We start from the raw sequence: 26,420 nt of genomic DNA on the forward strand, positions 1-26,420 counted from the left end.
CGAGCTGCGACTAGTGAGCCGGGTCGGCGATGTGCTGCGTGCCGATCCGCTTACGGAACACCCAGTAGGTCCAGCTCTGGTAGAGCAGCACCAGCGGGGTCGCGATCGCCGCGCACCACGTCATGATCTTGAGCGTGTACGGGCTCGACGACGCGTTGGTGACCGTCAGGCTCCACGCGGGGTCGAGCGAAGACGGCATGACGTTCGGGAAGAGCGTCAGGAACAGCATCGCCACCGCGGCGGCGATGGTGAGGCCCGACAGCGCGAACGACCAGCCCTCGCGTCCGATCCGGATCGCTCCGATCGCCCCGACCAGGGAGACGGCCGCGACGAGCATCGCGGCCAGGCTCCAGCTGTCGCCCTTGTCCGCCTGGGTCCAGACGAGGAAGGCGAGGGCGAGTACCGCCGTGACGAGACCGAGCTTGACCGCGAGCGCGCGGGCCCGCTCACGGATGTCCCCGACCGTCTTGAGCGCCGCGAACACGGTGCCGTGGAAGGTGAAGAGGGTGAGCGTGACCAGTCCGCCGAGCAGGGCGTACGGGTTGAGCAGGTCCCCCACGGTGCCGACGTACTCCATGTCCGCGTCGATCTTCACGCCGTGGACGATGTTGCCGAAGGCCACGCCCCACAGGAACGCGGGGAGGAGGGAGGTCCAGAAGATGGCCTGCTCCCAGTTGCGCTGCCAGTTCTCCTCGGGCCGCTTCGCCCGGTACTCGAAGGCGACACCGCGGATGATCAGACAGATCAGGATGATCAGCAGCGGCAGGTAGAAGCCGGAGAAGAGCGTCGCGTACCACTCGGGGAAGGCGGCGAAGGTCGCACCGCCCGCCGTGAGCAACCACACCTCGTTGCCGTCCCAGACGGGTCCGATGGTGTTGATGAGCACGCGCTTCTCTGGCCGGTCACGGGCGAGCAGCTTGGTGAGGACGCCGACCCCGAAGTCGAATCCCTCCAGGAAGAAGTAGCCGATCCACAGGACGGCGATGAGTACGAACCAGACGTCGTGGAGTTCCATGCCTCGATCTCCTCAGCCTCAGTACGAGAAGGCCATGGGCCGGTCGGCGTCGCGGTCTCCGCCGATCTTGGTGGGCGGATTGAGGTCGTCCTCGGTGAGCTCGGGCGGGCCGGCCTTCACGTACTTCACGAGCAGCTTCACCTCGACCACGGCGAGGACGGCGTAGAGAAGGGTGAAGGCGATCATCGAGGTGAGCACCTCGCCCTGGGAGACCCCGGGGGAGACGGCGTCGCGGGTGCGCAGCACGCCGTACACGACCCACGGCTGGCGGCCCATCTCGGTGAAGATCCAGCCCCAGGAGTTGGCGATCAGCGGGAAGGCCATCGTCCACAGGGCGACGATCCAGTACCACTTGCCCAGGCGAGGGCTGAGCGCCTTCTTCCGGAAGAGGACCAGATGCGGCACCTCGTCGTCACCGGTCCGCAGCCCCGGGGCCAGCATGAACTTCTTGCGCGTCAGCCACAGACCCAGGACTCCGATGCCCAGCGAGGCCATGCCGAAGCCGATCATCCAGCGGAAGCCCCAGTAGGCGACGGGGATGTTCGGCCGGTAGTCACCGGGGCCGTACTTCTCCTGCTCCGCCTTGTTGACGTCGTTGATGCCCGGCACGTACGAGTCGAAGTCGTCGTTCGCGAGGAAGGACAGCAGGCCGGGGATCTCTATGGCCACGGTGTTGTGGCCCTTCTCGACGTCGCCGTAGGCGAAGACGGAGAAGGGGGCGGGCGCTTCGCCGTCCCAGAGCGCCTCCGCCGCGGCCATCTTCATGGGCTGCTGCTTGAACATGACCTTGCCGAGCAGGTCGCCGCTGACGGCGGTGCCGAGGCCCGCGATGATCAGGGTGATCAGGCCGAGCCGCAGCGAGGTCCGCATCACGGCGACGTGCCGCTTGCGGGCCAGGTGGAAAGCCGAGATGCCGACCATGAAGGCGCCGCCGACCAGGAAGGCCGCGGTCATGGTGTGGAAGAACTGGGTGAGCGCGGTGTTCTGGGTGAGCACCTGCCAGAAGTCCGTGAGCTCGGCCCGTCCCCGCTGGGCGTTGTACCTGTAGCCGACCGGGTGCTGCATCCAGGAGTTGGCCGCGAGGATGAAGTACGCGGACAGGATGGTGCCGAGCGACACCATCCACATGCAGGCGAGGTGGATCCGCTTCGGCAGCTTGTCCCAGCCGAAGATCCACAGTCCGATGAAGGTGGACTCGAAGAAGAACGCGATCAGCGCCTCGAAGGCGAGGGGCGCGCCGAAGATGTCGCCGACGAAGCGGGAGTAGTCGGACCAGTTCATGCCGAACTGGAACTCCTGCACGATGCCGGTGACGACACCCATCGCGATGTTGATCAGGAAGAGCTTGCCCCAGAACTTCGTCGCCCTGAGGTACTTCTCCTTCTCCGTGCGCACCCAGGCCGTCTGGAGACCGGCGGTGAGGGCCGCGAGGGAGATCGTCAGCGGGACGAAGAGGAAGTGGTAGACGGTGGTGATGCCGAACTGCCAGCGCGCCAGCGTCTCTGGCGCAAGAGCTAGGTCCACGGCGTCTTCTCCTTACATCGCGTGGTCACGTCCGCAGTTTGCCCCTTTGGTCCCACCCATAAGGGAAGTATAGGACACGCTTGTGAACGCGTTCACATTCACAAGCATTATGGCTCATACGAAATCCGTACCTGCAGCCGGGGGGGTCCCCCTACCGAAGGCCACCCCTTCCCCAGACCTTCAACATATTGTTGAATCGGGCCCATGACCCTTCGGATACGCATCTCATGGCCCGCCGGCCACACCACGGCCACCATCGACGAAACCCCCACGAGCAAGGCGCTCGCGGGGGCTCTTCCGATCGCCTCCACCGCCCGGACCTGGGGCGAGGAGGTCTACTTCGACACTCCGGTCTCCGTGCCGCTCGAAGCCGACGCCCGTCAGGTCGTCGCGCCGGGCACGGTGGCCTTCTGGACGGAGGGCGACGCGCTCGCCCTCCCTTACGGCCCCACCCCGATCTCGCGCGGCGACGAGCCGCGGCTCGCGAGCCCCTGCAACATCCTGGGGACCCTGGACGGGGACCCCCGGATCCTGGCCACCGTCAGGGACGGCGACCCGATCCGCGTGGAACTCGTCACCGACTAGGGGGGAGAACCCTCCAGGGCTGATCAGCCCTCCTTGCGGAAGCCCTCCGCCGCCTTCAGGAACAGGTCGTTCGCCTCGCACTCACCGATCGTGACGCGCACGCCCTCACCCGCGAACGGCCGCACCACGACGCCGTGCCGCTCGCACTCCGCCGCGAAGTCCATGGTCCGCTCGCCGAGCCGCAGCCAGACGAAGTTCGCCTGGGTGTCCGGCACGGTCCAGCCCTGGGCCACGAGCCCCGCATGGACCCGCTCGCGCTCCGCCACCAGCGAGCCGACCCGCCCGAGCAGCTCGTCCTCCGCCCGCAGCGAGGCCACCGCCGCGTCCTGCGCGAGCTGGCTCACCCCGAACGGCACCGCCGTCTTGCGCAGCGCCGCCGCCACCGGCTCGTGGGCGACCGCGAAGCCCACCCGCAGGCCGGCCAGCCCGTACGCCTTCGAGAAGGTCCGCAGCACCGCCACGTTCGGCCGGTCGCGGTAGAGCTCGATGCCGTCCGGGATGTCGGTGTCGCGCACGAACTCGCGGTACGCCTCGTCGATCACCACCAGGATGTCGGAGGGCACCCGGTCCAGGAAGCGCTCCAGCTCCGCACGGCGCACTGCGGTGCCCGTGGGGTTGTTGGGGTTGCAGACGAAGATCAGCCGGGTCCGGTCGGTGATCGCCGCGGCCATCGCGTCGAGGTCGTGCACATCGCCCTCGGTCAGCGGCACCTGCACCGCGGTCGCCCCGCTGATCTGCGTGATGATCGGGTACGCCTCGAAGGAGCGCCAGGCGAACATCACCTCGTCGCCGGGGCCCGCGGTCGACTGCACCAGGGACTGCGCCACGCCGACCGAGCCGGTGCCGGTCGCCAGGTGCGTCACCGGCACGCCGAAGCGGTCGGCCAGCTCCTCCATCAGACCCGTGCAGGCCATGTCCGGGTAACGGTTGAAGTTCGCGGCGGCGGCCAGCGCGCTCTCCATCACGCCCGGCAGCGGCGGATACGGGTTCTCGTTGGAGGACAGCTTGAAGGCGACCGGACCACCCGCGGCGGCCGGCTTGCCCGGCTTGTAGGTGGGGATGCCGTCCAGCTCGGCGCGCAGCTTCGGGCTCGTCCCGCTGGTCTCGCTCACAGTGTGTCCTCCTCGACGATCCGTACCACCAATACTCCTCACCTTATGAGGATTCGCCTCCCCTGCGAATGGCCTGTGGACAACAGAGCGGCAACGGCGGGAGCGCGGCGGCTCCCGGGCCGCAGCCCGGGGAGCGCGCACAGGGGTGGCGTGCGCCGGTGGCGAACGCCGTGGCGCGCATCGCCCGTAGAGGTGAGTTGAGACCTCTTCGAGACCTCGCCCTCTTGCCAGGTGCATGGGCACCTGGGACTCCTGGTCCCATGCCTCTGACCTGAAGTTCCGTGATTTCCAAGGCGGTTGGCTGTCGATGATCATGCAGAAACGTGCCTGTCAATGCCTGCATATGCGACCGGCTCGACCCACCTCCCTCGCCCTACTATCGGCTCGCCATGACAGCAGCAGGGAAGCACCAGGTGAGCCGGGCACAGACCCGGGGAAGCCGGCAGGGCCGGGCGGGCATCCGGGACGTGGCCGCCGCCGCCGGGGTCTCCATCACGACTGTCTCCGACGCGCTCAACGGCAAGGGCCGGCTCCCGGACGCCACCCGCCGTCACGTCCGCGAGGTCGCAGACCGGCTGGGCTACCGCCCGTCCGCCGCGGCCCGCACGCTCCGTACGGGCAAGTCGGGACTCATCGGCCTGACCGTGACGACGTACGGGGATGAACCTTTCACCTTCACCGAATTCGCCTACTTCGCGGAGATGGCCAGAGCCGCCACCTCGGCCGCGCTCGCCCGCGGCTACGCCCTCGTCATCCTCCCCGCCACCTCCCGTCACGACGTCTGGTCGAACGTCGCCCTGGACGGCACCGTCGTCATCGACCCCTCCGACCACGACCCCGTCGTCACCGAACTCGTCCGCCAAGGGCTGCCCGTCGTCTCCGACGGACGCCCGGCCGGCACCCTGCCGGTCACCGCCTGGGTCGACAACGACCACGAGGCGGCCGTCCTCGACCTGCTCGACCACCTCGCCGCCGCCGGCGCCCGCAGGATCGGCCTGCTCACCGGCACCACCACCGACACGTACACCCGGCTCTCCACCACCGCGTACCTCAACTGGTGCGAGCGGGTGGGCCAGGACCCCGTCTACGAGGCCTATCCGGCGCACGACCCGTGCGCGGGCGCCGTCGCGGCCGACCGGCTGCTCGCCCGCCCGGACCGCCCCGACGCCGTGTACGGACTCTTCGACCCCAACGGCACCGACCTGCTCGCGGCGGCCCGCCGCTACGGACTGCGCGTGCCGGACGACCTGCTGCTGGTGTGCTGCAGCGAGTCGACCGTCTACGCCAACACGGAGCCGCCGATCACGACGCTCTCGCTCAAGCCGCGCCGGATCGGCACCGCCGTCGTCCAGCTCCTCATCGACGCCATCGAGGGGATCGAGACGGACGGCCCGGTGGAGCAGGTGATACCGACGGAGCTGATCGTCCGCACCTCCTCGCAGCGCCGGTCGCCGCGGACGACGGTGAGCCCGCCGAGGACTCCCTCGAAGGACTGATCCGGAGCGGCGGAGGGGAGACGCGCGCCGGGATCGGGGCGGGGAGGCCCCGGGAGACGCCCGAAGAGGCCCGAGGGGGACGGAGAGGGGCGGCGCCGGGGCCGCGCTCGGGGAACGGGTCGGGCGCAAACCTGCGGGCGGCCCGGTCCCTTCCCTGGCCTGGACCTTCCCAATTCGGGCGAAACAACCGATGAACCCGGAGTGGACCCGGATTCACCACCCCTGGTGCGTCACACAGGAGGACCCTCATTCCTATGATGGGCGGACGACACCGCGGACCACCCCGACCAGGACGGTCCGCGATGTGCAGGGCATCGCGACGGTGGTGGAGGGGTCGATGACACAGGGGGCCGGACAGGAACCCGTGGTGCGCACGGCGACGTTGCGTGACTTCCGTGTACCTCCGTACGCCCGGGTGCCCGTCCAGGGCCACTCGGTCGACCCGTTCCCCAGCGCCGCCCCGGCCTCCCCGGCCGCCTCGCCGGCCCCGGCCGACGCCACGCTCCACCTCAGCTCCGTCGGGCACCCCGGCAACGCGTACCCCGACGACGAGCCGCCCGAGGGCTACACCCCGACCGAGCGCGACCTGCCGGTCATCAACCGGGGCGACACGGTGCAGGTCCAGGTGACCCCCGCGCCGCAGCCGGTCCCCGCCAACCCGGACGGCCCCGGCCCGCTCTTCGTCGTCGGCGACGTCCACGGCTACCTGGACGAGCTGCTCGCGGCCCTCCACGCCCAGGGCCTCATCGACGAGAACGGCAACTGGTCCGCCGGCAACGCGCGCCTGTGGTTCCTCGGCGACTTCACGGACCGCGGTCCCGACGGCATCGGCGTGATCGACCTGGTCATGCGCCTGTCCGCCGAGGCCGCCGCCGCCGGCGGCTACTGCAAGGCCCTGATGGGCAACCACGAGCTGCTGCTCATCGGCGCCAAGCGGTTCGGCGACACGCCGGTCAGCTCCGGCGCCGGCACCGCCACCTTCCAGGCCGCCTGGCTGCTCAACGGCGGCCAGAAGCACGACATGGACCGCCTCCAGGACGTGCACCTCCAGTGGATGTCCCGGCTCGACGCCGTGGTGGAGGAGGACGGGCACCTGCTGCTGCACTCCGACACCACCGCGTACCTGGAGTACGGCCAGACCATCGAGGACGTCAACGACAAGGTCCACGAGATCCTCACCCGGAACGACGCGGACGAGGTCTGGGACCTCTTCCGGAAGTTCACCAAGCGCTTCGCCTTCCGCGACGAGGCCGCGGGTCCGCAGGCGGTGCAGGAGCTGCTCGGCACGTACGGCGGCCGCCGGATCGTGCACGGGCACAGCCCCATTCCGTACCTTCTCGGCCAGGTCGGCACCGAGGACGGCGACGAGGGCGAGCGTCCGGTCGTGGACGGCCCGCACGTCTACGCCGACGGGCTCGCCATCGCGATGGACGGCGGAGTGACCATGGCCGGAAAGCTGCTGGTCGTCCAACTCCCCCTCCCGACCTGACGCATTAACCGTACGCATCCGGGGAAGGCGATTTCCCGAAACACCCTGTCACCGCGTGCCGTTACCGCAATACCATCGGCTCATCCGTAGCAGGCTCTCCTCCGTTTCCGCCCGACCTGCCGTTCCCCGCGGCCGGTTCCGGCCCTTACGGAGCATCGGGGGATGCACATGAACGTGGCTCCGCACCTGCTGACCGAGGACCGCGCCGAGTTCGAGCGGGTCCTCGACGACGCACTGCGCACCGCACACGACCGCCCGGATCTCGCCGAGGTCGGAACCAGGCTCACCACCACCCAGCTGCGCGCGATGGCGCTGAACGCGACAGCCCTGATCACGACCGCCGCCGCGGTCGAGTACGACCACTTCGTGAAGGTCCGTGAGCAGGTCCGCTCGGCGGGCAGCGCCATGGCGAGCGGTGCGACCGAGGTGCCGGTCGAGGCCGGCGCCGTGGCCGGCGCGGGCGCCGTCGCGGTCGTCACCGTCCTCGCCCCGATCCTCGCGGGCACGGCGGCGGTGATCTTCCTGCTGGTCGGCGCGGTCCTGAAGATGCTGGACCCGGCACCCGCCTTCGCCGACACCCTGCTCACCGCGGGCCTCTTCTTCGGCGCCGTCGGCGCGGCCGGTCTGCTCTGCGCGGCGGCCGGACTGCTGGTCACCGCCCTGCGCAACAGCGCGACGGAGGTCCATGCCCCGGGCCCCGACGACGAGTTGGCGCGCGCCAGGGCGGCCTGGTGCCAGGCGCTCCTGGAGCGCGGGATCCTGCCCTTTCTCCGCGACGCCCTCGCCGTACCGCCGCAGAGGGAGCGGTCGACGCCGCCCCCGGCCGGCCGCATACCGAAGGTCGGGTACAGCGGCCCGGACTTCACCAGCCCCAACGCGGGCGATCCGGCACCCCGCCCGACGTACATGAGCCCCGACTTCACGAGCCCGGACTTCGGCCCGCCGGAGCGACGGTCCGAGTGACCCTCAGGGGGCGCTCGGGTACCGGAGGCGACGGCCCGCGACTCCCCCGAGGGTCGCGGGCCGCCACCGGTCGGCGGGACGGGCTCAGTCCGCCATCGGGAGGTAGACCCGGTTGCCGGACGCCGCGAACTCGGCCGACTTCGCGGCCATGCCCGCCTCGATCTCGTCCGCCTTCAGGTCGCCGCCGTGCTCACGGCGGATGTCCTGCGAGATCTTCATCGAGCAGAACTTCGGGCCGCACATCGAGCAGAAGTGCGCCGTCTTCGCGGGCTCGGCCGGCAGCGTCTCGTCGTGGAACTCACGCGCCGTGTCCGGGTCCATCGCCAGGTTGAACTGGTCCTCCCAGCGGAACTCGAACCGCGCGTCGGACAGGGCGTCGTCCCACTCCTGCGCGCCCGGGTGGCCCTTGGCCAGGTCCGCCGCGTGCGCCGCGATCTTGTACGTGATGACGCCGGTCTTCACGTCGTCCTTGTTCGGCAGGCCCAGGTGCTCCTTGGGCGTGACGTAGCAGAGCATCGCCGTGCCCCACCAGGCGATCATCGCCGCGCCGATGCCCGAGGTGATGTGGTCGTACGCCGGGGCGACGTCCGTGGTCAGCGGGCCGAGCGTGTAGAACGGCGCCTCCTCGCAGATCTCCTGCTGGAGGTCGATGTTCTCCTTGATCTTGTGCATCGGGACGTGACCCGGGCCCTCGATCATCGTCTGCACGTTGTGGCGCTTGGCGATGGTGTTGAGCTCGCCCAGGGTCTTCAGCTCGGCGAACTGCGCCGCGTCGTTGGCGTCCGCGATCGAGCCGGGCCGCAGGCCGTCGCCGAGCGAGTACGTGACGTCGTACGCCGCGAGGATCTCGCAGAGCTCCTCGAAGTTCGTGTAGAGGAAGTTCTCCTTGTGGTGCGCGAGACACCAGGCTGCCATGATCGAGCCGCCGCGGGAGACGATGCCGGTCTTGCGGCGGGCGGTGAGCGGCACGTACGGCAGCAGCACGCCGGCGTGCACGGTCATGTAGTCGACGCCCTGCTCGGCCTGCTCGATGACCGTGTCCTTGTAGATCTCCCAGGTCAGCTCCTCGGCCTTGCCGTCGACCTTCTCCAGGGCCTGGTAGAGCGGCACGGTGCCGATCGGCACGGGGGAGTTGCGCAGCACCCACTCGCGGGTGGTGTGGATGTTGCGGCCGGTGGACAGGTCCATGACCGTGTCGGCGCCCCACTTGGTCGCCCAGGTCATCTTCTCCACCTCCTCCTCGATGGAGGAGGTCACCGCGGAGTTGCCGATGTTGGCGTTGACCTTCACCAGGAACCGCTTGCCGATGATCATCGGCTCGATCTCCGGGTGGTTCACGTTGGCCGGAAGCACGGCGCGGCCGGCCGCGATCTCCTCCCGTACCACCTCGGGGGAGACGTTCTCGCGGATCGCGACGTACTCCATCTCCGGCGTGATCTCGCCACGGCGGGCGTACGCGAGCTGCGTGACGGCCGCGCCGTCCCGGCCCCGGCGGGGCAGCCGCGGACGGCCCGGGAAGACCGCGTCGAGGTTCTTCAGCCCGCCGCCGCGGGGCGAGGTGTGCTTGATGCCGTCGTCCTCGGGGCGGACGGGACGGCCCGGGTACTCCTCGGTGTCGCCGCGCGCGATGATCCAGTTCTCGCGCAGGGGCGGCAGGCCGCGCCGGACGTCGGTGTCGATGGTCGGGTCGGTGTACGGACCGGACGTGTCGTACAGCGTCACGTCCTTGCCGTTGGTGAGGTGCACCTGGCGGACGGGCACCCGGATGTCGGGGCGGGAGCCCTCGACGTATCCCTTGTGCCAACCCGGCGTGCGCTCGCCCTGGCCGTTCTGGCCGTCCGCCCGGTCGGAGGCAGGCGTGCGTGCATCCTGAATGGTCATGAGACCGAATCTCCCTACGCCGGCATTACCCGGTAACAGGTTCGGCGGTCGGCGCAGCCTCCTCCCGTACGTACATCGGTACGCGCGTACGGTGATCAGCGCCCTCTCAGCCCGGTGCTCCGAGCTCCCGCGTGTGCAAAGGTGCCACCACGCTAGCGTCATGTCGGCCGTGCTGAACAGTGGGGCCCCGAGTGTTCTTGCGATGATCGGTCGGTGACTTCGACGCATCAGCCCCACGATCCCCACGACCACGGGCCCGGCAACGGGCACGACCACGGGCCTGGGCAGGGCCGCGGGGGCGGGACCGACGGTCACGGGCACAGTCATGCGCACAGCCACGGGCCCGCCGCACCGGTCTCCCGGCATCTGCGGAAGGTCATCGCGGCGATCCTCATCCCGTTCGCGACCGCCGTGGTCGTCGGGCTCCTGGTGCTGTGGCCGGGCAGCACCCCCACGCACCAGCGCACGGGCGTCGGTTTCGACCGGCAGACCGAGCAGGGCCGGGTCACCCGCGTCCTGCACGTCGACTGCAAGGACGTGAACGTCGCCCAGGTCCCGCCGACCGGCGACACCTCCACCCCGGAGGGGCGGGAGGCGGTCAACGGGCAGCAGGGGCAGTGCGAGAAGGCGACCGTCATGGTCACCACCGGCCCGGAGAAGGGCCGTACCTTCACCGAGATCGTGCAGCCGGACGCGCCCCGTCAACTCCACGAAGGACAGGGCGTGGTGGTGGCGTACGCCCCCGACGCCCCGCACGACCTGCAGTACTCGGTCACCGACGTGAACCGGAAGCTGCCGCTCTACGTGCTGGCGGGCATCTTCGCGCTCGCGGTGGTGATCGTCGGCCGGATGCGCGGCGTGATGGCGCTGATCGCCCTCGCCGTGAGCTTCCTGGTGCTGTCCTTCTTCATCCTGCCGGCGATCATCCAGGGGTCGAATCCGCTGCTGGTCGCCATCGTCGGCGCGAGCGCGATCATGCTGATCGCGCTCTACATGTGCCACGGCCTGTCGGCCCGTACCTCGGTGGCGGTACTGGGCACGCTGGTGTCGCTGCTGCTGATCGGGCTGCTCGGCTCGTTCTTCATCGGCTGGGCCTCGCTCACCGGCAACACCGACGACAACACCGGTCTCATCCACGGGCTCTACCCGGAGATCGACATGTCCGGTCTGCTGCTCGCCGGGGTCATCATCGGTTCGCTGGGCGTGCTCGACGACGTGACCGTCACCCAGACCTCGGCGGTGTGGGAGCTGCACCAGGCGGATCCCCGCATGGGGCCGCGGGCGCTCTACCGGGCCGGCATCCGGATCGGCCGCGACCACATCGCCTCGGTGGTGAACACCCTGGTCCTCGCCTACGCCGGCGCGGCGCTGCCGCTGATGCTGCTCTTCTCGATCGCGCAGAGCAGCGTGGGGACGGTGGCCAACAGCGAGCTGGTCGCGGAGGAGATCGTCCGCACGCTGATCGGATCGATCGGTCTGGTCGCCTCGGTGCCGGTCACCACCGGCCTCGCGGCGCTGGTGGTGTCGGCCGACCGTCCGGAGGCCGGACAGCAGCGCCCGGGCCGGGGCGGACGCCGCCGCCGCGCGAAGTGACGCGGGCTCAGCCGGCGTTCTCCTCGGCCAGGATGCGCCCGAGCGCCGCCTCCAGGCTGTCCTCGAAGTCACCCAGGGTCTGTTCCTGACCGAGCGGCACGAGCTTGTCCGTACGGTCGAGGAAGGCGACCAGCGGCGGCGCGCTCGCCCGGAACAGCGCGCGGTCGGCGCCGACCTGAAGCCGGATGATCACGTCGGACAGCGCTTCGGGATCGGTCGGGGCGATGTGGACGTCACCGTCGCCGCTGGGGCGGGCGATCCCGTCGAGCAACAGCTCCCGGCCGAACGCCCAGGTCACCGGGGCGTCTCCGGGAAGGTGGAAGGTCATCCGCACCGCATAGGGATCGCGGGTCTCGTATCGCAGCTCCACTGGGATCCGGAAGGAGAGCTCCTCGGAGACGAGGAAGCTCATCAGGACCTCGGCCTGAACCGTCTCGCGCATCATGTACCCCGCAGTAGATGGAGCCGTTGTGTGAACACGCTGCTGAAAAAGCTGTGGTCGAAACGGCCAGGAATGATCCCCCATGGCCCTCTTGACGCAATCGTGCTGTACGCCTTAGCGGATCACAAGGAGTGATTTTTCAGATACTGATAGAGAAAGCGAGCGAGCTGAACAGTTTCCCGATCTCGCTCTGTAGTCGATCGATCGCGGGCAGCAACCGTTCTTCCTGGTGAAGGGGCAGGGAAATCGCCATGGCGGCCGCCGTGGACCCCGCCGTGATGGGAATCGCGGCACAGACCGTGCCCAGCGCATATTCCTGACGCTCCACCAGGGGCTCCATTCGCCCCATACCGCTCAAACGGTCCAAAAGGGAACGGCGATTACGCACGGTAAACGGCGTGATGGCTTCCACCGGATGTCGGTCGAGGTGGTCTTGACGACTCTTCAGATCCAGTTGACTCAGCAGACACTGCCCGATGGCGTGTGCGTGGCCGGTCTCCCGGAAGTCGGCCCACTCCTCGACGGCCGGAGCTGACGGGGTGTCGGCGACGGAGACGAGCTCGATCTCACCCTCGCGGTAGATCGCGAAATAGACGGGCACTCCGATGGAGTCCCGCCAGTGGGCGAGAGAGTCTTCGATGGTGGTGCGACGATTCTGCAGAACTCCGCCGCCGACCAGGCGGCCGGCGGCGTCGCCGAAGACGAACACACCCTTCTCCCGGCGCAGATAGCCCTCGTGCGTCAGGGTGCGGAGCAGGTGGTACGCGGTGGGAAGCGGCAGTCCCGCCTCACGCGCGAGCTGCTTGGCGGGGGCCCCGTCCTCGTGGGAACCCACGGCCTCCAGCAGTCTCAGCGCCCTTTGCACCGAACCGATCAGGGTGGGAGCAGCGGACTGCGAAACAGTGGCCAAAGGTCACCCCCAGGCGAGTCGACGAGTGCGTCGCACCCGCCCGCGGGGGCCGCCCCCGCGCGCCCGCCGCGGCCTGGGACCGATGGAAAGGGTCTACCCCTGAGGCTCCCGGGGCGGCAGAGATTTCCACTCTAATGGCAGCCTTCGCAGGCCCACGGGGTTTCTACCTGCACGTTCCCTCGGCCGGGCTAATCCCCGGCAGCCGTTCCATACCGGTCGGTAACTTGTGCTACTCGGCCGTGCCGCCGGGGTCCCGGAGCCTTCGGCCGCGCCGCCCTACCAGTCCTCGCGGGAGGACGACGAGGACGTGAACTTGCGGACCACGTAGATCAGGCCTCCGACCAGGGCCACGAACACCAGCAGCTTGAACAGCAGACCGACCACGAAGGTCAGGACGCTGGTGATCAGACCGCCGAAGACGACCAGAGCGATGACGGGTATGGCGATCCACTTCACCCACCACGGCATCCCCGCGAGAATCTCCTTCACCGCCATTGCGCTTACCTCATCTCCGAAGACCGAGCCCGAAGGTCCGTCGGCGCTCCCTGCGCCGGACACCTTCGATGCTAGGGGCGGACACCGAGCGAACGGGGCGCTCACGGCCCTCCCTCTTCCCTGATCCGACCCCTAAGGGACCCCGGCACCCCGTCCCCGAGACAGCGCGCCCGTCAGCCCTCCGGCGGCGAGAAGACCACCATCACCCGCAGGTCCTCGGTGATGTGGTGGAACCTGTGCGGCACGCCCGCCGGCACGTACACCACGCTGCCCCGCGCCACCTGGGTCGTCTCGTCCCCCACGGTGATCGAGGCCCGGCCGCTCACCACGAAGTACACCTCGTCCTGACCGTGCGGCCGCTGCGGGTCGAGCTGCCCCGCGTCGAGTGCGTACAGGCCCACCGACATGTTCCGCTCACGCAGGAACTGCAGGTAGGCGCCGTCGTTGGCCGCCCGCTCCGCCTCCAGCTCGTCCAGTCGGAATGCCTTCATCTTGTACGCCCCTGCCCTGGCCGGATCATGTCTGCCACGATCTGACACATGAAGAATTTCGTCGTCAAGACGCTCGCGAACGCGGGCGCTCTGGGAGTGGCCATCTGGCTGCTGCAGGACATCACTCTGACCGGGGACAGCACCGCCAAGAAGGCCTGGACCCTCATCCTGGTCGCTCTGGTCTTCGGCCTGGTGAACTTCCTGGTGAAGCCGATCGTGAAGCTGCTCACGTTCCCCCTCTTCCTCCTCACGCTCGGGCTGATCACCCTGGTCGTCAACGCGCTCATGCTGCTCCTGACGTCCTGGCTGGCCGAGCAGCTCGACCTCAGCTTCCACGTGGAGGGCTTCTGGACCGCCGTGCTCGGCGGCCTGATCATCTCCGTCGTCTCCTGGGCGCTGAACGTCGTCCTGCCCGACAACGACTGAGGCCGCCATGAGCTACCGCGTCTGTTTCGTCTGCACGGGCAACATCTGCCGCTCGCCGATGGCCGAGCACGTCTTCCGTGCCCGCGTGGCCGAGGCCGGCCTGGCCGGCGCGGTGGAGGTGGACAGCGCCGGCACCGGAGGCTGGTACGAGGGGGACGGCGCCGACCCGCGCACCGTCGCCGTGCTCGACGCCCATGGATACGGGTCCGAGCACACCGCCCGGCAGTTCCGCGCCTCCTGGTTCCCCGCGCTCGACCTGGTGATAGCCCTCGACGAGGGCCATGCGCGGGAGTTGCGGCGGCTCGCCCCCACCCCGGAGGACGCCGCGAAGATACGCCTGCTGCGCTCCTACGACACCGGGGCGGGCGCCGACCTCGACGTGCCCGACCCCTATTACGGTGATCACGAGGGCTTCGAGGAATGCCTGGAGATGCTGGAGGCGGCGAGCGAGGGACTGCTCGCCGCGGTGCGCACCGCGGTGGGCGACGAGATCGGAGAGCCGACGACATGAGCGGGACCGACGGACCCGGAACCGGAACCGGAGGAAACGGGGCGGAGGGGCTCGGCGCGGACCGGCCCGGGCGCCTCGGTGAGGGCACGAGGGCGGTGCGGGCCGGCCTCCCCGCGCCCGTGAAGTACGAGCCCACCCTGCCCGGGCCGGTCTTCGCGGCCCACTTCCACCTGCCCGGCGACCCGACCGGGCCGTACACCTACGGCCGCGACGAGAACCCGACGTGGACCCATCTGGAACGCGCCATCGGCGAGTTGGAGGCACCGGGGGAGAGCGGCGTCGAGACGCTGGTCTTCGCCTCCGGCATGGCCGCCGTCTCCGCCGTCCTGCTCTCCCAGCTCAGGTCCGGCGACGCCGTCGTCCTCCCCGACGACGGCTACCAGGCACTGCCCCTGCTGCACGAGCAGATGCGCGCGTACGGCATCGAGGTGCGCACCGCCCCGACCGGCGGGGACGCCCAGCTGTCCGTGCTCGCCGGGGCGAAGCTGCTGTGGCTGGAGACCCCGTCCAACCCTGGACTCGACGTGTGCGACGTGCGCCGCATGGTCGCCGCCGCCCACGAGGCCGGGGCACTCGTCGCTGTGGACAACACCCTGGCCACCCCGCTCGGCCAGCGGCCGCTCCAGCTGGGCGCCGACTTCTCCGTCGCCAGTGACACCAAGGGCCTGACCGGGCACGGCGACATCCTGCTCGGGCACGTCAGCTGCCGCGATCCGGAGCGGGCCGCCGAGGTACGGCGCTGGCGCAAGATCGTCGGCGCGATCCCAGGGCCGATGGAGGCCTGGCTCGCCCACCGTTCCCTGGCCACCCTCCCGTTGCGGATCGACCGGCAGTGCGCCACCGCCCTCGCCCTCGCCGAGGCGCTGGCCGCCCACGGGGACGTGACCGGGCTGCGCCACCCGGGGCTCCCCGGCGACCCCTCGCACGAGGTGGCCGCCCGTCAGATGCGGCGCTTCGGCTCGGTCGTCTCCTTCGTCCTGCCCGACCGGGAGTGGGCCGACCGCTTCCTCGACGCGCTCCGCCTGGTCGACGACGCGACCAGCTTCGGCGGTGTGCGGTCCACGGCCGAGCGGCGCGGACGCTGGGGCGGGGACGCCGTGCCCGAGGGCTTCGTGCGCTTCTCGGTGGGCGCGGAGGATCCCGAGGACCTGATCGCCGACGTGCTGCGGGCCCTCGACGAGGCGGCCAAGGGCGCCGGATAGGCGGCGCGCACGCGGACAGGGGCGCTCCGAGCCTCCCCCCTCGTGGCTCGGAACGCCCCTGTCCCCCAGCGGATTCCTCGGCGGACAACCGCCCGAACAAGGCTAGTTGACTCTGCGTCAGTGTCCAATCACGGTAGCGACAGCGACCTATCGACTTATTTATAGTTGGACGGTCCTGAGGCGCCGTCCACGGACCCGCCTGAGTCGAACGGCCCGCCCGACGGGTCGGGAGGGGGCGGGCATGGATCTGACGCTGCTGCGCACCTTCGTCACGGTGCACCGGGCCGGCTCCTTCACCCGCGCCGCCGCGCTCCTCGGCCTCTCCCAGCCGGCCGTCACCAGCCAGATCCGCACCCTGGAACGCCAGCTGGGCCGGCCCCTCTTCCTCCGGCGGGCCCGTGGCGTCACGCCCACCACCGTCGGCGACGAGCTCGCCCACCGCGCCGCACCGCATCTGGACGCGCTCGTCGAGATCGCCGGCAGCGGCCCGGAGGAGCAGGGCAGGGTACGCACCCTCCATGTCGCCGGGCCGCCCGAGTTCACCTCCACGCGGGTGCTGCCCGCCCTGACCCCGCTGGTCGCCCAGGGCCTCGCCGTCCGGGCCTCGCTCCTCGGCGACGCGCAGGAGACCCTCGACGGGCTGGCCGCCGGCCACCACGACCTGGCCGTCGCCACCGCCCGGCCCCGCGGCGGCCTGTTCGCGGCGACCCCGCTCTGCGACGAGGAGCACGTCCTCGTCGCCGCCCCGCGCTGGGCCGCCCGGCTCTCCCCCGAGGTGCTGCGCGAGGGCGCGGTCGTCCTGGAGCAGCTGCCGGTGGTCGAGGTGCACGAGTCGCTGCCCTTCGTCTCCCGCTACTGGACCGCCGTCTTCGAGTCCAAGCCGGCCGCCGCCGCGACCGTGATCGCCCCTGATCTGCGGGCCGTCCGGGACTCCGCGGCCTCCGGAGCGGGGCTCGCCGTCCTGCCGCGCTATCTGTGCGAGGAGGACCTGGAGCGGGGGCGGCTCGTGGCGCTGCTCGACCCCCCGGTGCCGCCGCTGCGCACCTACTTCCTGGTGGTCCGCACCGGCACGCTCGCGCTGCCGCACCTCGCGCGGGCCCACGAGTGGCTCCTGCGGGCCTCGGGGGACTGGTGAGTTTCAGGACAGCGGGCGTTTCAGGACAGCGAGGGCGGGCCATTTTCTTCCCATGACCGAACGACCTGTGGTCAAGCGCACCGCACGCGCCATCCTGCTCGACGGGGACGACCTGATCCTCATCAAGCGCACCAAGCCCGGAGTGGATCCCTACTGGGTGACCCCCGGTGGCGGAGTCGAGGCCACCGACTCGACCGTCGTCGAGGCCCTGCACCGTGAGGTCGACGAGGAACTGGGCGCCAAGATCACCGATGTCGTCCCCTGCTTCGTCGACACCGTCGAGCACATCGTCGACGGCGGGGTATCCGGGGTGAAGGTGCAGCACTTCTTCGTCTGCCGCCTGGAATCGATGGACACCTCACGACGGCACGGCCCCGAGATCGAGGAGCCGCTCGGCGAGTACGAGATCGTGCGCGTGCCGTTCAGCCGCGTCGGGATCGCCGCCGTCCACCTGGTCCCGCTCTCGCTGCGCCACTACCTCGACGGCAACATCGAGGGCGTCCGCGCGATGCACGCCCCAGACCTGGGCTGACGCCCGACCCTCGGTAGCGCCCCTAGGAGGCCTGGGAGACGAGTTCCCCGAGATAGTCGTGGCGGATCCGGTCGGTGGGGATGCCGGCGCCCTTCAGCGCGTCGACCCCGCTGCGGATCATGCCGAGCGGACCCGACAGATAGGCGTCGTACTCGACCCAGGGCCCGTACCGGCGCACGGCGTCCGGGAGCCGGCCCTCGTCCTCGGTGACCGGGCGGACGGCGAGCCAGGGGAAGGTCTGCTGGAGCCGCATCATCGTGTCGATGTCGTAGAGGTCGTGGCCGCTGCGGGCGCCGTAGAACACCTCCACCGGCCGCCGGTCGCCGTGCTCCGCGACGTCCTCGACCAGCGCCTTGATCGGCGCGATGCCGGTCCCCCCGCCGAGGCAGAGCAGCCCGTTGTCGGTGGAGTGGTCGACGGTCATCGAGCCCGCGGGCGGCCCGAGGCGCAGGACGTCCCCGGGGCGGGCGCGGTGGACCAGCGCGTTGGACACCCAGCCCGCCGGCACCGCCTTGACGTGCAGGCTGAGCAGCCCGTCCGGCCGGGGGGCCGAGGCGAAGGAGTAGTGACGCCATATCCGCGGCCACCACGGCGTTTCGAGCGTCGTGTACTGCCCGGCGAGGAAGGGGTACGGCTGGTCGGGCCGGAGCGTGATGACGGCGACGTCGGGGGTCCGCAGGTCGTGGCTGACCACCTCCGCCTGCCACCAGGCGGGCGCGTGCTGCTCGTTCTCGGCGGCGGCGTCGATCATGATCTGCGAGATCGTCGTATACGTACGGACCCAGGCCGCCTCCGTCTCCGCGTCCCAGACCGCCTCGGCGTACCGGACGAGCGCCCCGATGAGCGCCTCGCCCACGGCCGGGTAGTGCTCGGAGCGCGTGCCGTACTTGCGGTGCCCACGCCCCAGGTTCTGGAGGTACTCGGTGAGCACGCGCGTGTTGTCCAGGTGCTCGGCGGCCGTCAGCAGCGCCTTGAGCAGCCGGTCCCGCTGGGTGTCCATGGCGGCCGGGAACATCGCGCGCAGCTCGGGATGGTGGGTGAAGAGCAGGGCGTAGAAGTACGAGGTGACCCGTTCGGCGACGGGGGCGATCTCCACCAGGGTGCGGCGGATCAGGACCGCGTCCGGCGAGGGCGGGCTCGTCGCGGCCGCCGGCTCGGGCGTGGGTTCGTCCACCGGTATCAGGGGCGGCGCATCCGTGGCCGCAGCTGGAGCATCAGTCATGTCCTTGCCTCCCTGCAGTCGGCCTCCGTGTTCGCAGGATGACAGTCCGTGGGGGGTCCTGGACAGAAAGTGGGATTCCCGGTGATTCGCCCCGCCCGGAGGACTAGGCTGCGCTCTTTCGGACCAGTTCGTACGCCTCGCGCAGATCGCCGCCCGTGTAGCTGTGTCGGGCCAGGTCCGTGAGGTGATGGTCCGCGTTCACGGCCACCGTCTCGGGGACGATCGCGAAGAGCTCGGCGTCGGACATCGAGTCGCCGTACGCCACGCAGTCGGCCGCCTCCACGCCGAATCGCGCGCAGAGTTCACCCGCGATCCGCACCTTCGCCGAGGCGTTGAGGATGCCGGGCCGGTCGATCGGCGCGGTGAACGGCACGGCGGGCCAGCGGGAGCCGTGGGCGGCGTCCAGCCCCCAGTCCAGGAGCCGTTCGACGAAGAAGTCAGGCGAGAGGGAGATGACCGCGCAGTGGCTGCCCTCGGCCCGGATCTCCGCCCACACCTCCCGGATACCCGCCAGCCAGGGCGCCCCGTCGAAGGCGGCGGCCACCTGCTCCACGGTGAGCTCGGACCAGAGCGCATGGGCCCGCACGGCGAACTCGTCGGGGCTCAGGCCCCGCAGCAGGAACTCCTGCTCCAGCTCGGCGATCTCCTTGCTCACCCCGAGCTGCCGGGAGATCTCCACCGCGGCGGCCGAGCCACGGATCAGCGTGCCATCGAGATCGAACAGGTGAAGTCGGCGCCGGCCGTTCAGAGTCGTCATGTACGCCGAGGCTAGTACGCGCGTTTACTCCTCCGGGCAGACGCGGGCCACTGCGGACCTTCGGCACCGTGTTTCACGTGAAACATCTCCGGCGGCCCGTACGGCGGGCACTTCTCGTCGTCCATGTGGCGGTCTCCGTCGCCTGGCTCGGTCTCAGCCTCGGACTGCTGACTCTCGGCATCACCGCCTACACGACCCAGGAGGTCTCCCTCACCCAGGCGGCCTACCGGGCCATGCAGGTGTTCGCCGACCGGCTGCTGGCCCCGGTCGCCCTGGTGACCTTCGGCAGCGGCCTGGTGCTCTCCCTGGGGACGCCCTGGGGGCTCGCTCGGCACCGCTGGGTCTGGATCAAGTTCTGGATCACCCTGGTCACCGCCATCGCGACGATCTTCGCCCTCCGGCCGGAGATCACTCAGGCCGCTGCGGCCGGGGTGCCGGACAGCAGTCTGGTCGCGGCTCCCGTGGTGTCGACGACTGCTTATCTGTTCATGACGGCGATCTCCGTCCTCAAGCCCTGGGGGCTGACCAAGCGCGGCCGCCACCTGCGGGAATCGACCCGCTCACGGCGCTCAGGGGCCCGGGCGACTTCCCGTAAAACGGTGGACGCGGCCTGACGGCTTCGGACAGCCTGATGCCATGCCCCTCTCGCACCCCCCGCTCGAACACCTTCCCATCCGACGCCTCACCGCCGACGACCTCCAGGCCTGCGCCGATCTGTCCGAGAACCGGGGATGGCAACGCGAGGAACACAAGTGGGGGCTGCTGCTCACCGCGGGCGTGGGCTACGGGATCGACGACCCCTCCGGCGCGGGGCTGGTCACGGCGTGCGTGGTCATGTCCTACGGGCCCGGCCTGGGCGCGATCGGCATGGTCCTGGTCGCCGAGCGGTACGCCCGCCAGGGCGTGGGGCGCCGCCTGATGCGGTACGTCCTCGCCGAGGCCGGAAACACCCCCCTCAGCCTCTACGCCACGAGCAACGGACAACCGCTCTACGAACAGCTGGGCTTCACGGAGACCGGCCGCTCCGAGATGCTGCTTGGCCGCTTCACCCTCACCGAACCGGCGCCCGACCGCGGGGTCCGCCCCGCGACGGCAGAGGACGTCCAGCACGTACTGCGGCTGGACCGCGAGATCTTCGGGGTCGACCGCACCCACCTCATCACCCGCCTGCCGGCCTTCGCCGACCACCTGCGGGTGGCCGAGCAGGACGGCAAGATCACCGGCTTCGCCGCGCTCTGGCCCAACATGGACACCCATGTCATCGGCCCACTGATCGCCCACGACCCGGCCACGGCGCAGGCGCTCGTCGCCTCGCTCGCCGAAGCGAGCGACCGCCCGCTGCGCACCGACGTGGACACCCGCCACACCCCGCTGCTGACCTGGCTGAAGGCGAACGGCCTGGAGCAGATCGCGACCACAAGCATCATGATCCGCTCCCTGCCGGACCTGCCGGGGGACTGGACCCGTCGCTTCGCACCGCTGACCGTGGCGGCCGGATAGGCGCCCGGACCGCCGGTCCGGTCCCCCGTGCAGTTATTTGCACACGCGGACTTTTGCGCTTCATCCTCTACCCTGGGCAGGGACCGCTCCGACCGAGGAGACCGAGGAAGCGAGGAGAGACCATGTCCGCGACGGACCCCGCCCTGACGGCCCTCTCCCAGGGCTGGTGCGCCCTCTCCCTGCTGCACGGCAGGATCGAGTCGCACATCGAGCGCGCCCTGGAGTCCCAGCACGGTCTGAGCGTCCGCGAGTACTCCCTCCTCGACGTCCTCAGCCGCCAGCACGACGGCCCCGGGGGACACCTCCAGATGAAGCAGGTCGCCGACGCCGTGGTGCTCAGCCAGAGCGCGACCACCCGGCTGGTGACCCGGCTTGAGGACCGTGGTCTGCTCACCCGGTACCTCTGTGCCACCGACCGGCGCGGCATCTACACCGATGTCACCGAGGCCGGCCAGAAGCTGCTCGACGAGGCCCGCCCCACCAACGACCGAGCCCTGCGCGAGGCCCTGGACGAGGCCGCCACGAACCCGGAGTTGGCCTCGCTGGTGCGGGTCGTCGAGGGCCTCGGCGTCCCTGTCTGAGCTGCCGGTCCAGGGCGTAGCCTGCCCCTCATGAGCGATCTTGAGATCAGGCCCGCCGAGCAGGACGACCTGCCCGCCATCGTGGCGATGCTCGCCGACGACCCCCTGGGCGCCCAGCGCGAATCGCCGGACGACCTCAGCCCGTATCTCGCCGCCTTCGAACGGCTCGCCGGGGATCCGCACCAGCACGTGGTCGTCGCCGTGCGCGCGGGCAAGGTCGTCGGCACGCTTCAGCTCACCGTGATTCCCGGGCTCTCCCGCCGGGGCACCACTCGCTCGATCATCGAAGGCGTCCGCATCCACACGGAGGAGCGCGGCAGCGGGCTGGGCAGCCGGCTGATCGAGTGGGCCGTCGAGGAGTCCCGGGTGCAGGGCTGCCGGCTGGTGCAGCTGACCTCCGACGTCACCCGCACCGACGCTCACCGCTTCTACGAGCGGCTCGGTTTCGAGGCCTCCCATGTGGGGTTCAAGCTGAGCCTGTGACGCCGGTCGAGGGGAATACGCGCTGTTTCACGTGAAACAGCGCGCTTCACCCCGCCGGGCCTGTTGCAGACCGCGCCAGCCCGCCTCGTCCACGCCACCGGGTACGGCGTCCCCCTGCTCGTACGGTTCCCGGGTGAAGACGAACGACCCCAGGTCGAGATGGCTCACCGTGCCGTCCGGACGCCGTACCACCCGCAGCGTCTCCCCCTGGTAGTAGCCGTCGAGTCCGCTCCAGCCGCCCTCGGGCAGCGCCCGGAAGGTCGCCCGCCGCCCGGCGCCCCGCAGCGGCTCCAGAACCACGCCCCGCCCCGGGCCGACCCGCAGCCCGTACGCGTACGTCCCCCAGTACCAGGGGCCCGTGAGCGCGAGCAGTTCCTCGTCGACCTCGGCCTCCGGAAGCGGCCTCCAGGGCTCCGGAATGCGCGGCTCGGCCTCCGCCACGATCCGGACGAGATCGACGGCCACGGCGGACGGCAGAGGGCCCGAGGTGGCGTTCGCGAGGGCCACGGCGGCCAGGCCGTCCTCGACACTCACCCAGAGGCCGGCGACGAAGCCCGGCAGCGAGCCCGTATGACCGACGAGCGTCCGGCCGCCCTGACGCAGCAGCTGGAGCCCGAGGCCGTATCCCCACTCGGCGTCGCCGGGCGCCGGCGGCACCGCGGGCACCCGCATCTCCTCGACGGTCGCCCGGCGCAGGACCCGGTCGTCGCCCTCGGCCAGGAAGGCGGCGAAGCGGCAGAGGTCACCGACGGTCGACCAGAGCACCCCGGCCGGCGCCATGAGCCCCAGGTCCTCCAGCGGCTCGGGCAGCATCACATCGGCCCAGGGGTGCACCGCCCAGCCGCCCGCGTGCGGGGCGACCGGCCGCACCGACGTACGGTCGAGCCCGAGCGGCTCCAGGATCTCGGTGCGCAGCGCCTCCTCCCAGGACACCCCGCGGACCGCCTCGACGAGCGAACCCAACAGCGTGTAGCCCGGGTTGGAGTAGTGGAAGAGGCGCCCGGCCGGATGCACCCGGGGCCGCTCCCCCAGCACGTCGGCCAGCTCCGGCCGCGTGGTCCCCGGCGTCCGTTCCCACCACGGCGCCGGGCTCTCCGCGGCCAGTCCGGCACTGTGCCCCAGGAGTTGAGCGATCGTCACCTCACCCACTCCGGTGCCCTTCAGATGCTTCTCCAGCGGATCGTCGAGCCCGATGAGCCCCTCGTCCCGCAGCCGCATCACCAGAACGGCCGTGAACACCTTGGTGATCGAGCCGATCCGGAACTGCGTCTCGGCGTCCGGGGCGTGCCCGTCGACGCAGGAACGCGAGCCGAACCAGACCGTCCGCCCCTCCCGCACCACGCCAGCGACGAAGGACGGCGCGCGTCCCTCGGTCTGGGCGACGGCGATCCGGTGCAGCAGGGCGCGCTCGGTGCTGGGCAACAGGTCTTCGAAGGATGAGGTCATGCGGTCATCTTCGCCCCGCACGACCTCGACCGCGCTGTCCTTTTCCTCGCGAGGGCGAGGTCGTGACCAGGCGGCTTGCCCGTGCTCGCCGCGTACACCACGCTGAGCCCCAAGGACGAGGACTACCCGGCGAGCCCGGACCGCGCACCGATGCGTTTCCGCGCCGCGCTGGTCGATACGCCGGACACCCACGGACGGAAGGCTGGGCCATGCGGAAACTGATCTACGGCATGAACCTGACCCTGGACGGCTACATCGCCGCGGCCGGCGACGACATCGACTGGAGCGGACCGCCGAGCGACGAGCTGTTCCAGTGGTGGCTCGACCTCGAGCGGGCGAGTGGCCTGACGCTGTACGGGCGCAAGCTGTGGGAGACGATGAGCTCCTACTGGCCGACCGGCGACCAGCAGCCCGATGCCTCCCCGGCGGAGATCGAGTTCGCGCGGAACTGGCGGGACACTCCGAAGGTGGTGTTCTCCTCGACGCTCGAGAAGGTCGACTGGAACGCCCGCCTGGTGGCCGGCGACGCGATCGCCGAGATCACCCGGCTCAAGGCCGAGGAGGGCGGCCCCATGACCATCGGCGGCGCCACGCTCGCCGGGGCGGCCATGCGCGCCGGGCTGATCGACGAGTACGTGATCGTCACCCATCCGGTCCTGGTGGGCGGCGGCACGCCGTTCTTTCCCGCGCTGGACAGCTGGGTGAACCTGAACCTGGTGGAGACGCGGACGTTTCCCGGCGGCGTGGCCCTGACCAGGTACGAGACGAGGCGCTGAGCAGCCTCCCGCGGTCCCGCGGGGCCCTCACCCGTACGGGGCCGACTCGACCTGCCGTCTCGGATTCATGTCGTACGCGCTCGGCCGGATCAGGTCTGTGCCATGTCCACGAAGCGCGAGTAGTGGCCCTGGAAGGCCACCGTGATGGTCGCGGTCGGACCGTTACGGTGCTTGCCCACGATGATGTCGGCCTCACCGGCGCGCGGGGACTCCTTCTCGTAGGCGTCCTCGCGGTGCAGCAGGATCACCATGTCCGCGTCCTGCTCGATCGAGCCGGACTCACGGAGGTCGGAGACCATCGGCTTCTTGTCCGTGCGCTGCTCCGGACCACGGTTCAGCTGCGAGAGCGCGATGACCGGAAGCTCCAGCTCCTTGGCGAGGAGCTTCAGGTTTCGCGACATGTCGGAAACCTCCTGCTGGCGGCTCTCGGAACGCTTGGAGCCGCCGGACTGCATCAGCTGGAGGTAGTCGATGACGACGAGCTTGAGGCCGTTGCGCTGCTTGAGGCGGCGGCACTTGGCGCGGATCTCCATCATCGACAGGTTCGGCGAGTCGTCGATGTAGAGCGGGGCCTGCGAGACGTCCGGCATCCGGCGGGCGAGCCGGGTCCAGTCCTCGTCGGTCATGGTGCCGGAACGCATGTGGTGCAGCGCCACCCGGGCCTCCGCCGAGAGCAGACGCATCGCGATCTCGTTGCGGCCCATTTCGAGGGAGAAAATGACGCTGGGCAGGTTGTTCTTGATGGACGCGGCCCGGGCGAAGTCCAGCGCGAGCGTGGACTTACCCATGGCGGGACGCGCCGCGATGATGATCATCTGGCCGGGGTGCAGACCGTTGGTGAGCGCGTCGAGGTCGGTGAAGCCGGTGGGCACACCGGTCATCTCGCCGCTGCGGGAGCCGATCGCCTCGATCTCGTCGAGCGCGCCCTCCATGATGTCGCCGAGCGGCAGGTAGTCCTCGGTGGTGCGCTGCTCGGTGACCTGGTAGATCTCGGCCTGAGCCCGGTTGACGATCTCGTCGACGTCACCGTCGGCCGCGTATCCCATCTGTGTGATCTTGGTGCCGGCCTCCACGAGGCGGCGCAGCACGGCACGCTCGTGGACGATCTCCGCGTAGTACGAGGCGTTGGCAGCGGTCGGCACCGACTGGACGAGCGTGTGCAGGTACGAGGCGCCGCCGACGCGGGTGATCTCCCCGCGCTTGGTGAGCTCGGCGCCGACCGTGATGGGGTCGGCGGGCTCGCCCTTCGCGTACAGGTCGAGGACGGCCGCGTAGATCGTCTCGTGGGCCGGCTTGTAGAAGTCGTGGCCCTTGATGATCTCGACGACGTCGGCGATGGCGTCCTTGGAGAGCAGCATGCCGCCGAGCACGGACTGCTCGGCGTCCAGGTCCTGCGGGGGAACGCGCTCGAAGCCGGACAGCCCGGAGTCCCAGCCGCCCTCGCTGCCGCGCTCGTGCTGGTCCTCCCGCCCACGTCCGCGGCCCCGGGGCTCGCGGGTACGGGTGGGCAGCCGGTCGCTGGGTCCGCTGTCGGCCCAGGGATCGTCCATGGGCTCGGGAATGCTCACCAAGCCACCTCCTCCCGTCCGCTCCGCGGACCTCACCGTGCCACTCTTTCTTACGCCACGGCTCGGACAAACAAGAGGCTTTGACTCCGCTTCTGGCGCGTCGGGCGCCGGACCACGGTAGGCCCGCGGGCACCGTCAGCCAATCTGGTTATCCACAGGGCCTGTGGGTGAAGGCCCAGATGCTGTGGAGAAGTCCCCGGAACCTGTGCACGGACCGGGGGACAGCCATGTGGACAAACTCATAACTCCCTGCGCGGAACCCTGCTGACCTGCGGCTTTTCCATC

The 26,420-nt window shown here is 70.2% G+C and carries 27 protein-coding genes and 1 riboswitch; of the genes, 15 read left to right on the top strand and 12 right to left on the bottom strand.

Annotated features, from left to right (window positions below):
• Positions 1-10 precede the first annotated feature (10 nt).
• A complete protein-coding gene (gene cydB, locus ACIGXE_RS10330; RefSeq protein ID WP_399745513.1) occupies positions 11-1,015 on the bottom strand; it encodes a cytochrome d ubiquinol oxidase subunit II in 1,005 nt (334 codons plus the stop codon).
• An 18-nt stretch (positions 1,016-1,033) separates the two neighbouring features.
• The gene (locus ACIGXE_RS10335) at positions 1,034-2,539 is read right to left on the bottom strand and encodes a cytochrome ubiquinol oxidase subunit I (RefSeq protein WP_399745515.1); all 1,506 of its coding nucleotides are present in this window, start codon (positions 2,537-2,539) and stop codon (positions 1,034-1,036) included.
• A gap of 204 nt (positions 2,540-2,743) precedes the next feature.
• Here ACIGXE_RS10335 and ACIGXE_RS10340 point away from each other — a divergent pair, with 204 nt between their 5' ends.
• Positions 2,744-3,124 (top strand): cyclophilin-like fold protein, encoded by a 381-nt coding sequence (locus tag ACIGXE_RS10340; protein WP_399745517.1) that lies wholly within the window; start codon positions 2,744-2,746, stop codon positions 3,122-3,124.
• A gap of 23 nt (positions 3,125-3,147) precedes the next feature.
• On the opposite strand, the gene hisC is transcribed toward ACIGXE_RS10340, so the two are convergent.
• Positions 3,148-4,236, bottom strand: a complete 1,089-nt coding sequence (gene hisC / locus ACIGXE_RS10345; RefSeq protein ID WP_399745520.1) for a histidinol-phosphate transaminase — start codon at positions 4,234-4,236, stop codon at positions 3,148-3,150.
• A 389-nt stretch (positions 4,237-4,625) separates the two neighbouring features.
• Between hisC and ACIGXE_RS10350 the strand changes: the two genes are divergently transcribed.
• The 3 genes from ACIGXE_RS10350 to ACIGXE_RS10360 all read left to right on the top strand — a co-directional run bounded on the left by ACIGXE_RS10350 (position 4,626) and on the right by ACIGXE_RS10360 (position 8,184).
• Complete coding sequence (locus tag ACIGXE_RS10350) at positions 4,626-5,732, top strand: LacI family DNA-binding transcriptional regulator (RefSeq protein WP_399745522.1); 1,107 nt, start codon at positions 4,626-4,628, stop codon at positions 5,730-5,732.
• Positions 5,733-6,069: 337 nt separating this feature from the next.
• The gene (locus ACIGXE_RS10355) at positions 6,070-7,221 is read left to right on the top strand and encodes a metallophosphoesterase (protein WP_399745524.1); all 1,152 of its coding nucleotides are present in this window, start codon (positions 6,070-6,072) and stop codon (positions 7,219-7,221) included.
• Between the two features lie 162 nt (positions 7,222-7,383).
• On the top strand, positions 7,384-8,184 hold the full coding sequence (locus ACIGXE_RS10360; protein WP_399745526.1) for a hypothetical protein: 801 nt from the start codon (positions 7,384-7,386) through the stop codon (positions 8,182-8,184).
• An 84-nt stretch (positions 8,185-8,268) separates the two neighbouring features.
• Here ACIGXE_RS10360 and thiC read toward each other — a convergent pair whose 3' ends face one another.
• Positions 8,269-10,065, bottom strand: coding sequence for a phosphomethylpyrimidine synthase ThiC (gene thiC, locus ACIGXE_RS10365; RefSeq protein ID WP_399745528.1), 1,797 nt, complete (start codon positions 10,063-10,065; stop codon positions 8,269-8,271).
• Positions 10,060-10,206, bottom strand: a riboswitch (TPP riboswitch). It overlaps the preceding gene by 6 nt.
• Before the next feature lie 72 nt (positions 10,207-10,278).
• Between thiC and ACIGXE_RS10370 the strand changes: the two genes are divergently transcribed.
• Positions 10,279-11,658: a YibE/F family protein gene (locus tag ACIGXE_RS10370; protein WP_399745530.1), complete on the top strand. Its 1,380-nt coding sequence runs from the start codon at positions 10,279-10,281 to the stop codon at positions 11,656-11,658.
• A gap of 7 nt (positions 11,659-11,665) precedes the next feature.
• Here the strand turns inward: ACIGXE_RS10370 and ACIGXE_RS10375 are convergent, their stop codons facing one another.
• The 4 genes from ACIGXE_RS10375 to ACIGXE_RS10390 form a co-directional block, all read right to left on the bottom strand.
• Positions 11,666-12,100: an SsgA family sporulation/cell division regulator gene (locus ACIGXE_RS10375; RefSeq protein WP_399746330.1), complete on the bottom strand. Its 435-nt coding sequence runs from the start codon at positions 12,098-12,100 to the stop codon at positions 11,666-11,668.
• Positions 12,101-12,239: 139 nt separating this feature from the next.
• Positions 12,240-12,977, bottom strand: coding sequence for an IclR family transcriptional regulator (locus tag ACIGXE_RS10380; protein ID WP_399746331.1), 738 nt, complete (start codon positions 12,975-12,977; stop codon positions 12,240-12,242).
• 309 nt (positions 12,978-13,286) lie between these two features.
• Entirely contained in the window at positions 13,287-13,499 is a 213-nt protein-coding gene (locus ACIGXE_RS10385; protein ID WP_393006930.1) for a DUF5326 family protein, read from the bottom strand.
• Between the two features lie 179 nt (positions 13,500-13,678).
• Positions 13,679-13,996: a cupin domain-containing protein gene (locus ACIGXE_RS10390; protein ID WP_365344377.1), complete on the bottom strand. Its 318-nt coding sequence runs from the start codon at positions 13,994-13,996 to the stop codon at positions 13,679-13,681.
• A 48-nt stretch (positions 13,997-14,044) separates the two neighbouring features.
• Between ACIGXE_RS10390 and ACIGXE_RS10395 the strand changes: the two genes are divergently transcribed.
• From ACIGXE_RS10395 to ACIGXE_RS10415, 5 genes are all read left to right on the top strand, one after another.
• The gene (locus ACIGXE_RS10395) at positions 14,045-14,422 is read left to right on the top strand and encodes a phage holin family protein (protein ID WP_399745532.1); all 378 of its coding nucleotides are present in this window, start codon (positions 14,045-14,047) and stop codon (positions 14,420-14,422) included.
• A 7-nt stretch (positions 14,423-14,429) separates the two neighbouring features.
• Entirely contained in the window at positions 14,430-14,933 is a 504-nt protein-coding gene (locus ACIGXE_RS10400) for a low molecular weight protein-tyrosine-phosphatase (RefSeq protein ID WP_399745534.1), read from the top strand.
• Entirely contained in the window at positions 14,930-16,135 is a 1,206-nt protein-coding gene (locus ACIGXE_RS10405; RefSeq protein WP_399745536.1) for a cystathionine gamma-lyase, read from the top strand. Before ACIGXE_RS10400 ends, ACIGXE_RS10405 begins: the two co-directional genes overlap by 4 nt.
• Before the next feature lie 241 nt (positions 16,136-16,376).
• A complete protein-coding gene (locus ACIGXE_RS10410; RefSeq protein ID WP_399745538.1) occupies positions 16,377-17,270 on the top strand; it encodes a LysR family transcriptional regulator in 894 nt (297 codons plus the stop codon).
• Between the two features lie 52 nt (positions 17,271-17,322).
• Positions 17,323-17,802 carry an NUDIX domain-containing protein gene (locus ACIGXE_RS10415; RefSeq protein WP_399745540.1) on the top strand — a complete coding sequence of 160 codons (480 nt, stop codon included), beginning with the start codon at positions 17,323-17,325 and terminating at the stop codon, positions 17,800-17,802.
• Positions 17,803-17,824: 22 nt separating this feature from the next.
• Here ACIGXE_RS10415 and ACIGXE_RS10420 read toward each other — a convergent pair whose 3' ends face one another.
• Entirely contained in the window at positions 17,825-19,024 is a 1,200-nt protein-coding gene (locus tag ACIGXE_RS10420) for a globin domain-containing protein (protein WP_399745542.1), read from the bottom strand.
• 103 nt (positions 19,025-19,127) lie between these two features.
• A complete protein-coding gene (locus tag ACIGXE_RS10425) occupies positions 19,128-19,781 on the bottom strand; it encodes an HAD family hydrolase (protein WP_399745544.1) in 654 nt (217 codons plus the stop codon).
• A gap of 77 nt (positions 19,782-19,858) precedes the next feature.
• On the opposite strand from ACIGXE_RS10425, the gene ACIGXE_RS10430 reads away from it, so the two are divergent.
• From ACIGXE_RS10430 to ACIGXE_RS10445, 4 genes are all read left to right on the top strand, one after another.
• Positions 19,859-20,395 (top strand): DUF2269 domain-containing protein, encoded by a 537-nt coding sequence (locus ACIGXE_RS10430; RefSeq protein WP_399745546.1) that lies wholly within the window; start codon positions 19,859-19,861, stop codon positions 20,393-20,395.
• Between the two features lie 22 nt (positions 20,396-20,417).
• Positions 20,418-21,281: a GNAT family N-acetyltransferase gene (locus ACIGXE_RS10435; protein WP_399745548.1), complete on the top strand. Its 864-nt coding sequence runs from the start codon at positions 20,418-20,420 to the stop codon at positions 21,279-21,281.
• 122 nt (positions 21,282-21,403) lie between these two features.
• Complete coding sequence (locus tag ACIGXE_RS10440) at positions 21,404-21,862, top strand: MarR family winged helix-turn-helix transcriptional regulator (protein ID WP_399745550.1); 459 nt, start codon at positions 21,404-21,406, stop codon at positions 21,860-21,862.
• A 30-nt stretch (positions 21,863-21,892) separates the two neighbouring features.
• A complete protein-coding gene (locus ACIGXE_RS10445; protein WP_399745552.1) occupies positions 21,893-22,345 on the top strand; it encodes a GNAT family N-acetyltransferase in 453 nt (150 codons plus the stop codon).
• A 27-nt stretch (positions 22,346-22,372) separates the two neighbouring features.
• Here the strand turns inward: ACIGXE_RS10445 and ACIGXE_RS10450 are convergent, their stop codons facing one another.
• The gene (locus ACIGXE_RS10450) at positions 22,373-23,791 is read right to left on the bottom strand and encodes a serine hydrolase domain-containing protein (RefSeq protein WP_399745554.1); all 1,419 of its coding nucleotides are present in this window, start codon (positions 23,789-23,791) and stop codon (positions 22,373-22,375) included.
• A 209-nt stretch (positions 23,792-24,000) separates the two neighbouring features.
• On the opposite strand from ACIGXE_RS10450, the gene ACIGXE_RS10455 reads away from it, so the two are divergent.
• A complete protein-coding gene (locus ACIGXE_RS10455) occupies positions 24,001-24,567 on the top strand; it encodes a dihydrofolate reductase family protein (RefSeq protein ID WP_399745556.1) in 567 nt (188 codons plus the stop codon).
• Between the two features lie 89 nt (positions 24,568-24,656).
• On the opposite strand, the gene dnaB is transcribed toward ACIGXE_RS10455, so the two are convergent.
• Complete coding sequence (gene dnaB / locus ACIGXE_RS10460; protein ID WP_399746333.1) at positions 24,657-26,117, bottom strand: replicative DNA helicase; 1,461 nt, start codon at positions 26,115-26,117, stop codon at positions 24,657-24,659.
• Positions 26,118-26,420 lie beyond the last annotated feature (303 nt).

Origin of the sequence: Streptomyces sp. NPDC053431, assembly GCF_044544925.1 — a bacterium.
In the GTDB taxonomy this organism is placed as follows: Bacteria; Actinomycetota; Actinomycetes; order Streptomycetales; family Streptomycetaceae; genus Streptomyces.

What these genes read in the sequence shown, in the direction of transcription:
- ACIGXE_RS10410 (WP_399745538.1), top strand. Translation starts at nt 16,377, where the DNA reads ATGGATCTGACGCTGCTGCGCACCTTCGTCACGGTGCACCGGGCCGGC.
- ACIGXE_RS10405 (WP_399745536.1), top strand. Translation starts at nt 14,930, where the DNA reads ATGAGCGGGACCGACGGACCCGGAACCGGAACCGGAGGAAACGGGGCG.
- ACIGXE_RS10455 (WP_399745556.1), top strand. Translation starts at nt 24,001, where the DNA reads ATGCGGAAACTGATCTACGGCATGAACCTGACCCTGGACGGCTACATC.
- ACIGXE_RS10340 (WP_399745517.1), top strand. Translation starts at nt 2,744, where the DNA reads ATGACCCTTCGGATACGCATCTCATGGCCCGCCGGCCACACCACGGCC.
- ACIGXE_RS10440 (WP_399745550.1), top strand. Translation starts at nt 21,404, where the DNA reads ATGTCCGCGACGGACCCCGCCCTGACGGCCCTCTCCCAGGGCTGGTGC.
- ACIGXE_RS10355 (WP_399745524.1), top strand. Translation starts at nt 6,070, where the DNA reads ATGACACAGGGGGCCGGACAGGAACCCGTGGTGCGCACGGCGACGTTG.
- ACIGXE_RS10350 (WP_399745522.1), top strand. Translation starts at nt 4,626, where the DNA reads ATGACAGCAGCAGGGAAGCACCAGGTGAGCCGGGCACAGACCCGGGGA.
- ACIGXE_RS10420 (WP_399745542.1), bottom strand. Translation starts at nt 19,024, where the DNA reads ATGACTGATGCTCCAGCTGCGGCCACGGATGCGCCGCCCCTGATACCG.
- ACIGXE_RS10445 (WP_399745552.1), top strand. Translation starts at nt 21,893, where the DNA reads ATGAGCGATCTTGAGATCAGGCCCGCCGAGCAGGACGACCTGCCCGCC.
- ACIGXE_RS10360 (WP_399745526.1), top strand. Translation starts at nt 7,384, where the DNA reads ATGCACATGAACGTGGCTCCGCACCTGCTGACCGAGGACCGCGCCGAG.
- cydB (WP_399745513.1), bottom strand. Translation starts at nt 1,015, where the DNA reads ATGGAACTCCACGACGTCTGGTTCGTACTCATCGCCGTCCTGTGGATC.
- ACIGXE_RS10390 (WP_365344377.1), bottom strand. Translation starts at nt 13,996, where the DNA reads ATGAAGGCATTCCGACTGGACGAGCTGGAGGCGGAGCGGGCGGCCAAC.
- ACIGXE_RS10425 (WP_399745544.1), bottom strand. Translation starts at nt 19,781, where the DNA reads ATGACGACTCTGAACGGCCGGCGCCGACTTCACCTGTTCGATCTCGAT.
- ACIGXE_RS10375 (WP_399746330.1), bottom strand. Translation starts at nt 12,100, where the DNA reads ATGCGCGAGACGGTTCAGGCCGAGGTCCTGATGAGCTTCCTCGTCTCC.
- ACIGXE_RS10400 (WP_399745534.1), top strand. Translation starts at nt 14,430, where the DNA reads ATGAGCTACCGCGTCTGTTTCGTCTGCACGGGCAACATCTGCCGCTCG.
- thiC (WP_399745528.1), bottom strand. Translation starts at nt 10,065, where the DNA reads ATGACCATTCAGGATGCACGCACGCCTGCCTCCGACCGGGCGGACGGC.
- ACIGXE_RS10450 (WP_399745554.1), bottom strand. Translation starts at nt 23,791, where the DNA reads ATGACCTCATCCTTCGAAGACCTGTTGCCCAGCACCGAGCGCGCCCTG.
- ACIGXE_RS10415 (WP_399745540.1), top strand. Translation starts at nt 17,323, where the DNA reads ATGACCGAACGACCTGTGGTCAAGCGCACCGCACGCGCCATCCTGCTC.
- ACIGXE_RS10395 (WP_399745532.1), top strand. Translation starts at nt 14,045, where the DNA reads ATGAAGAATTTCGTCGTCAAGACGCTCGCGAACGCGGGCGCTCTGGGA.
- ACIGXE_RS10435 (WP_399745548.1), top strand. Translation starts at nt 20,418, where the DNA reads ATGCCCCTCTCGCACCCCCCGCTCGAACACCTTCCCATCCGACGCCTC.
- dnaB (WP_399746333.1), bottom strand. Translation starts at nt 26,117, where the DNA reads ATGGACGATCCCTGGGCCGACAGCGGACCCAGCGACCGGCTGCCCACC.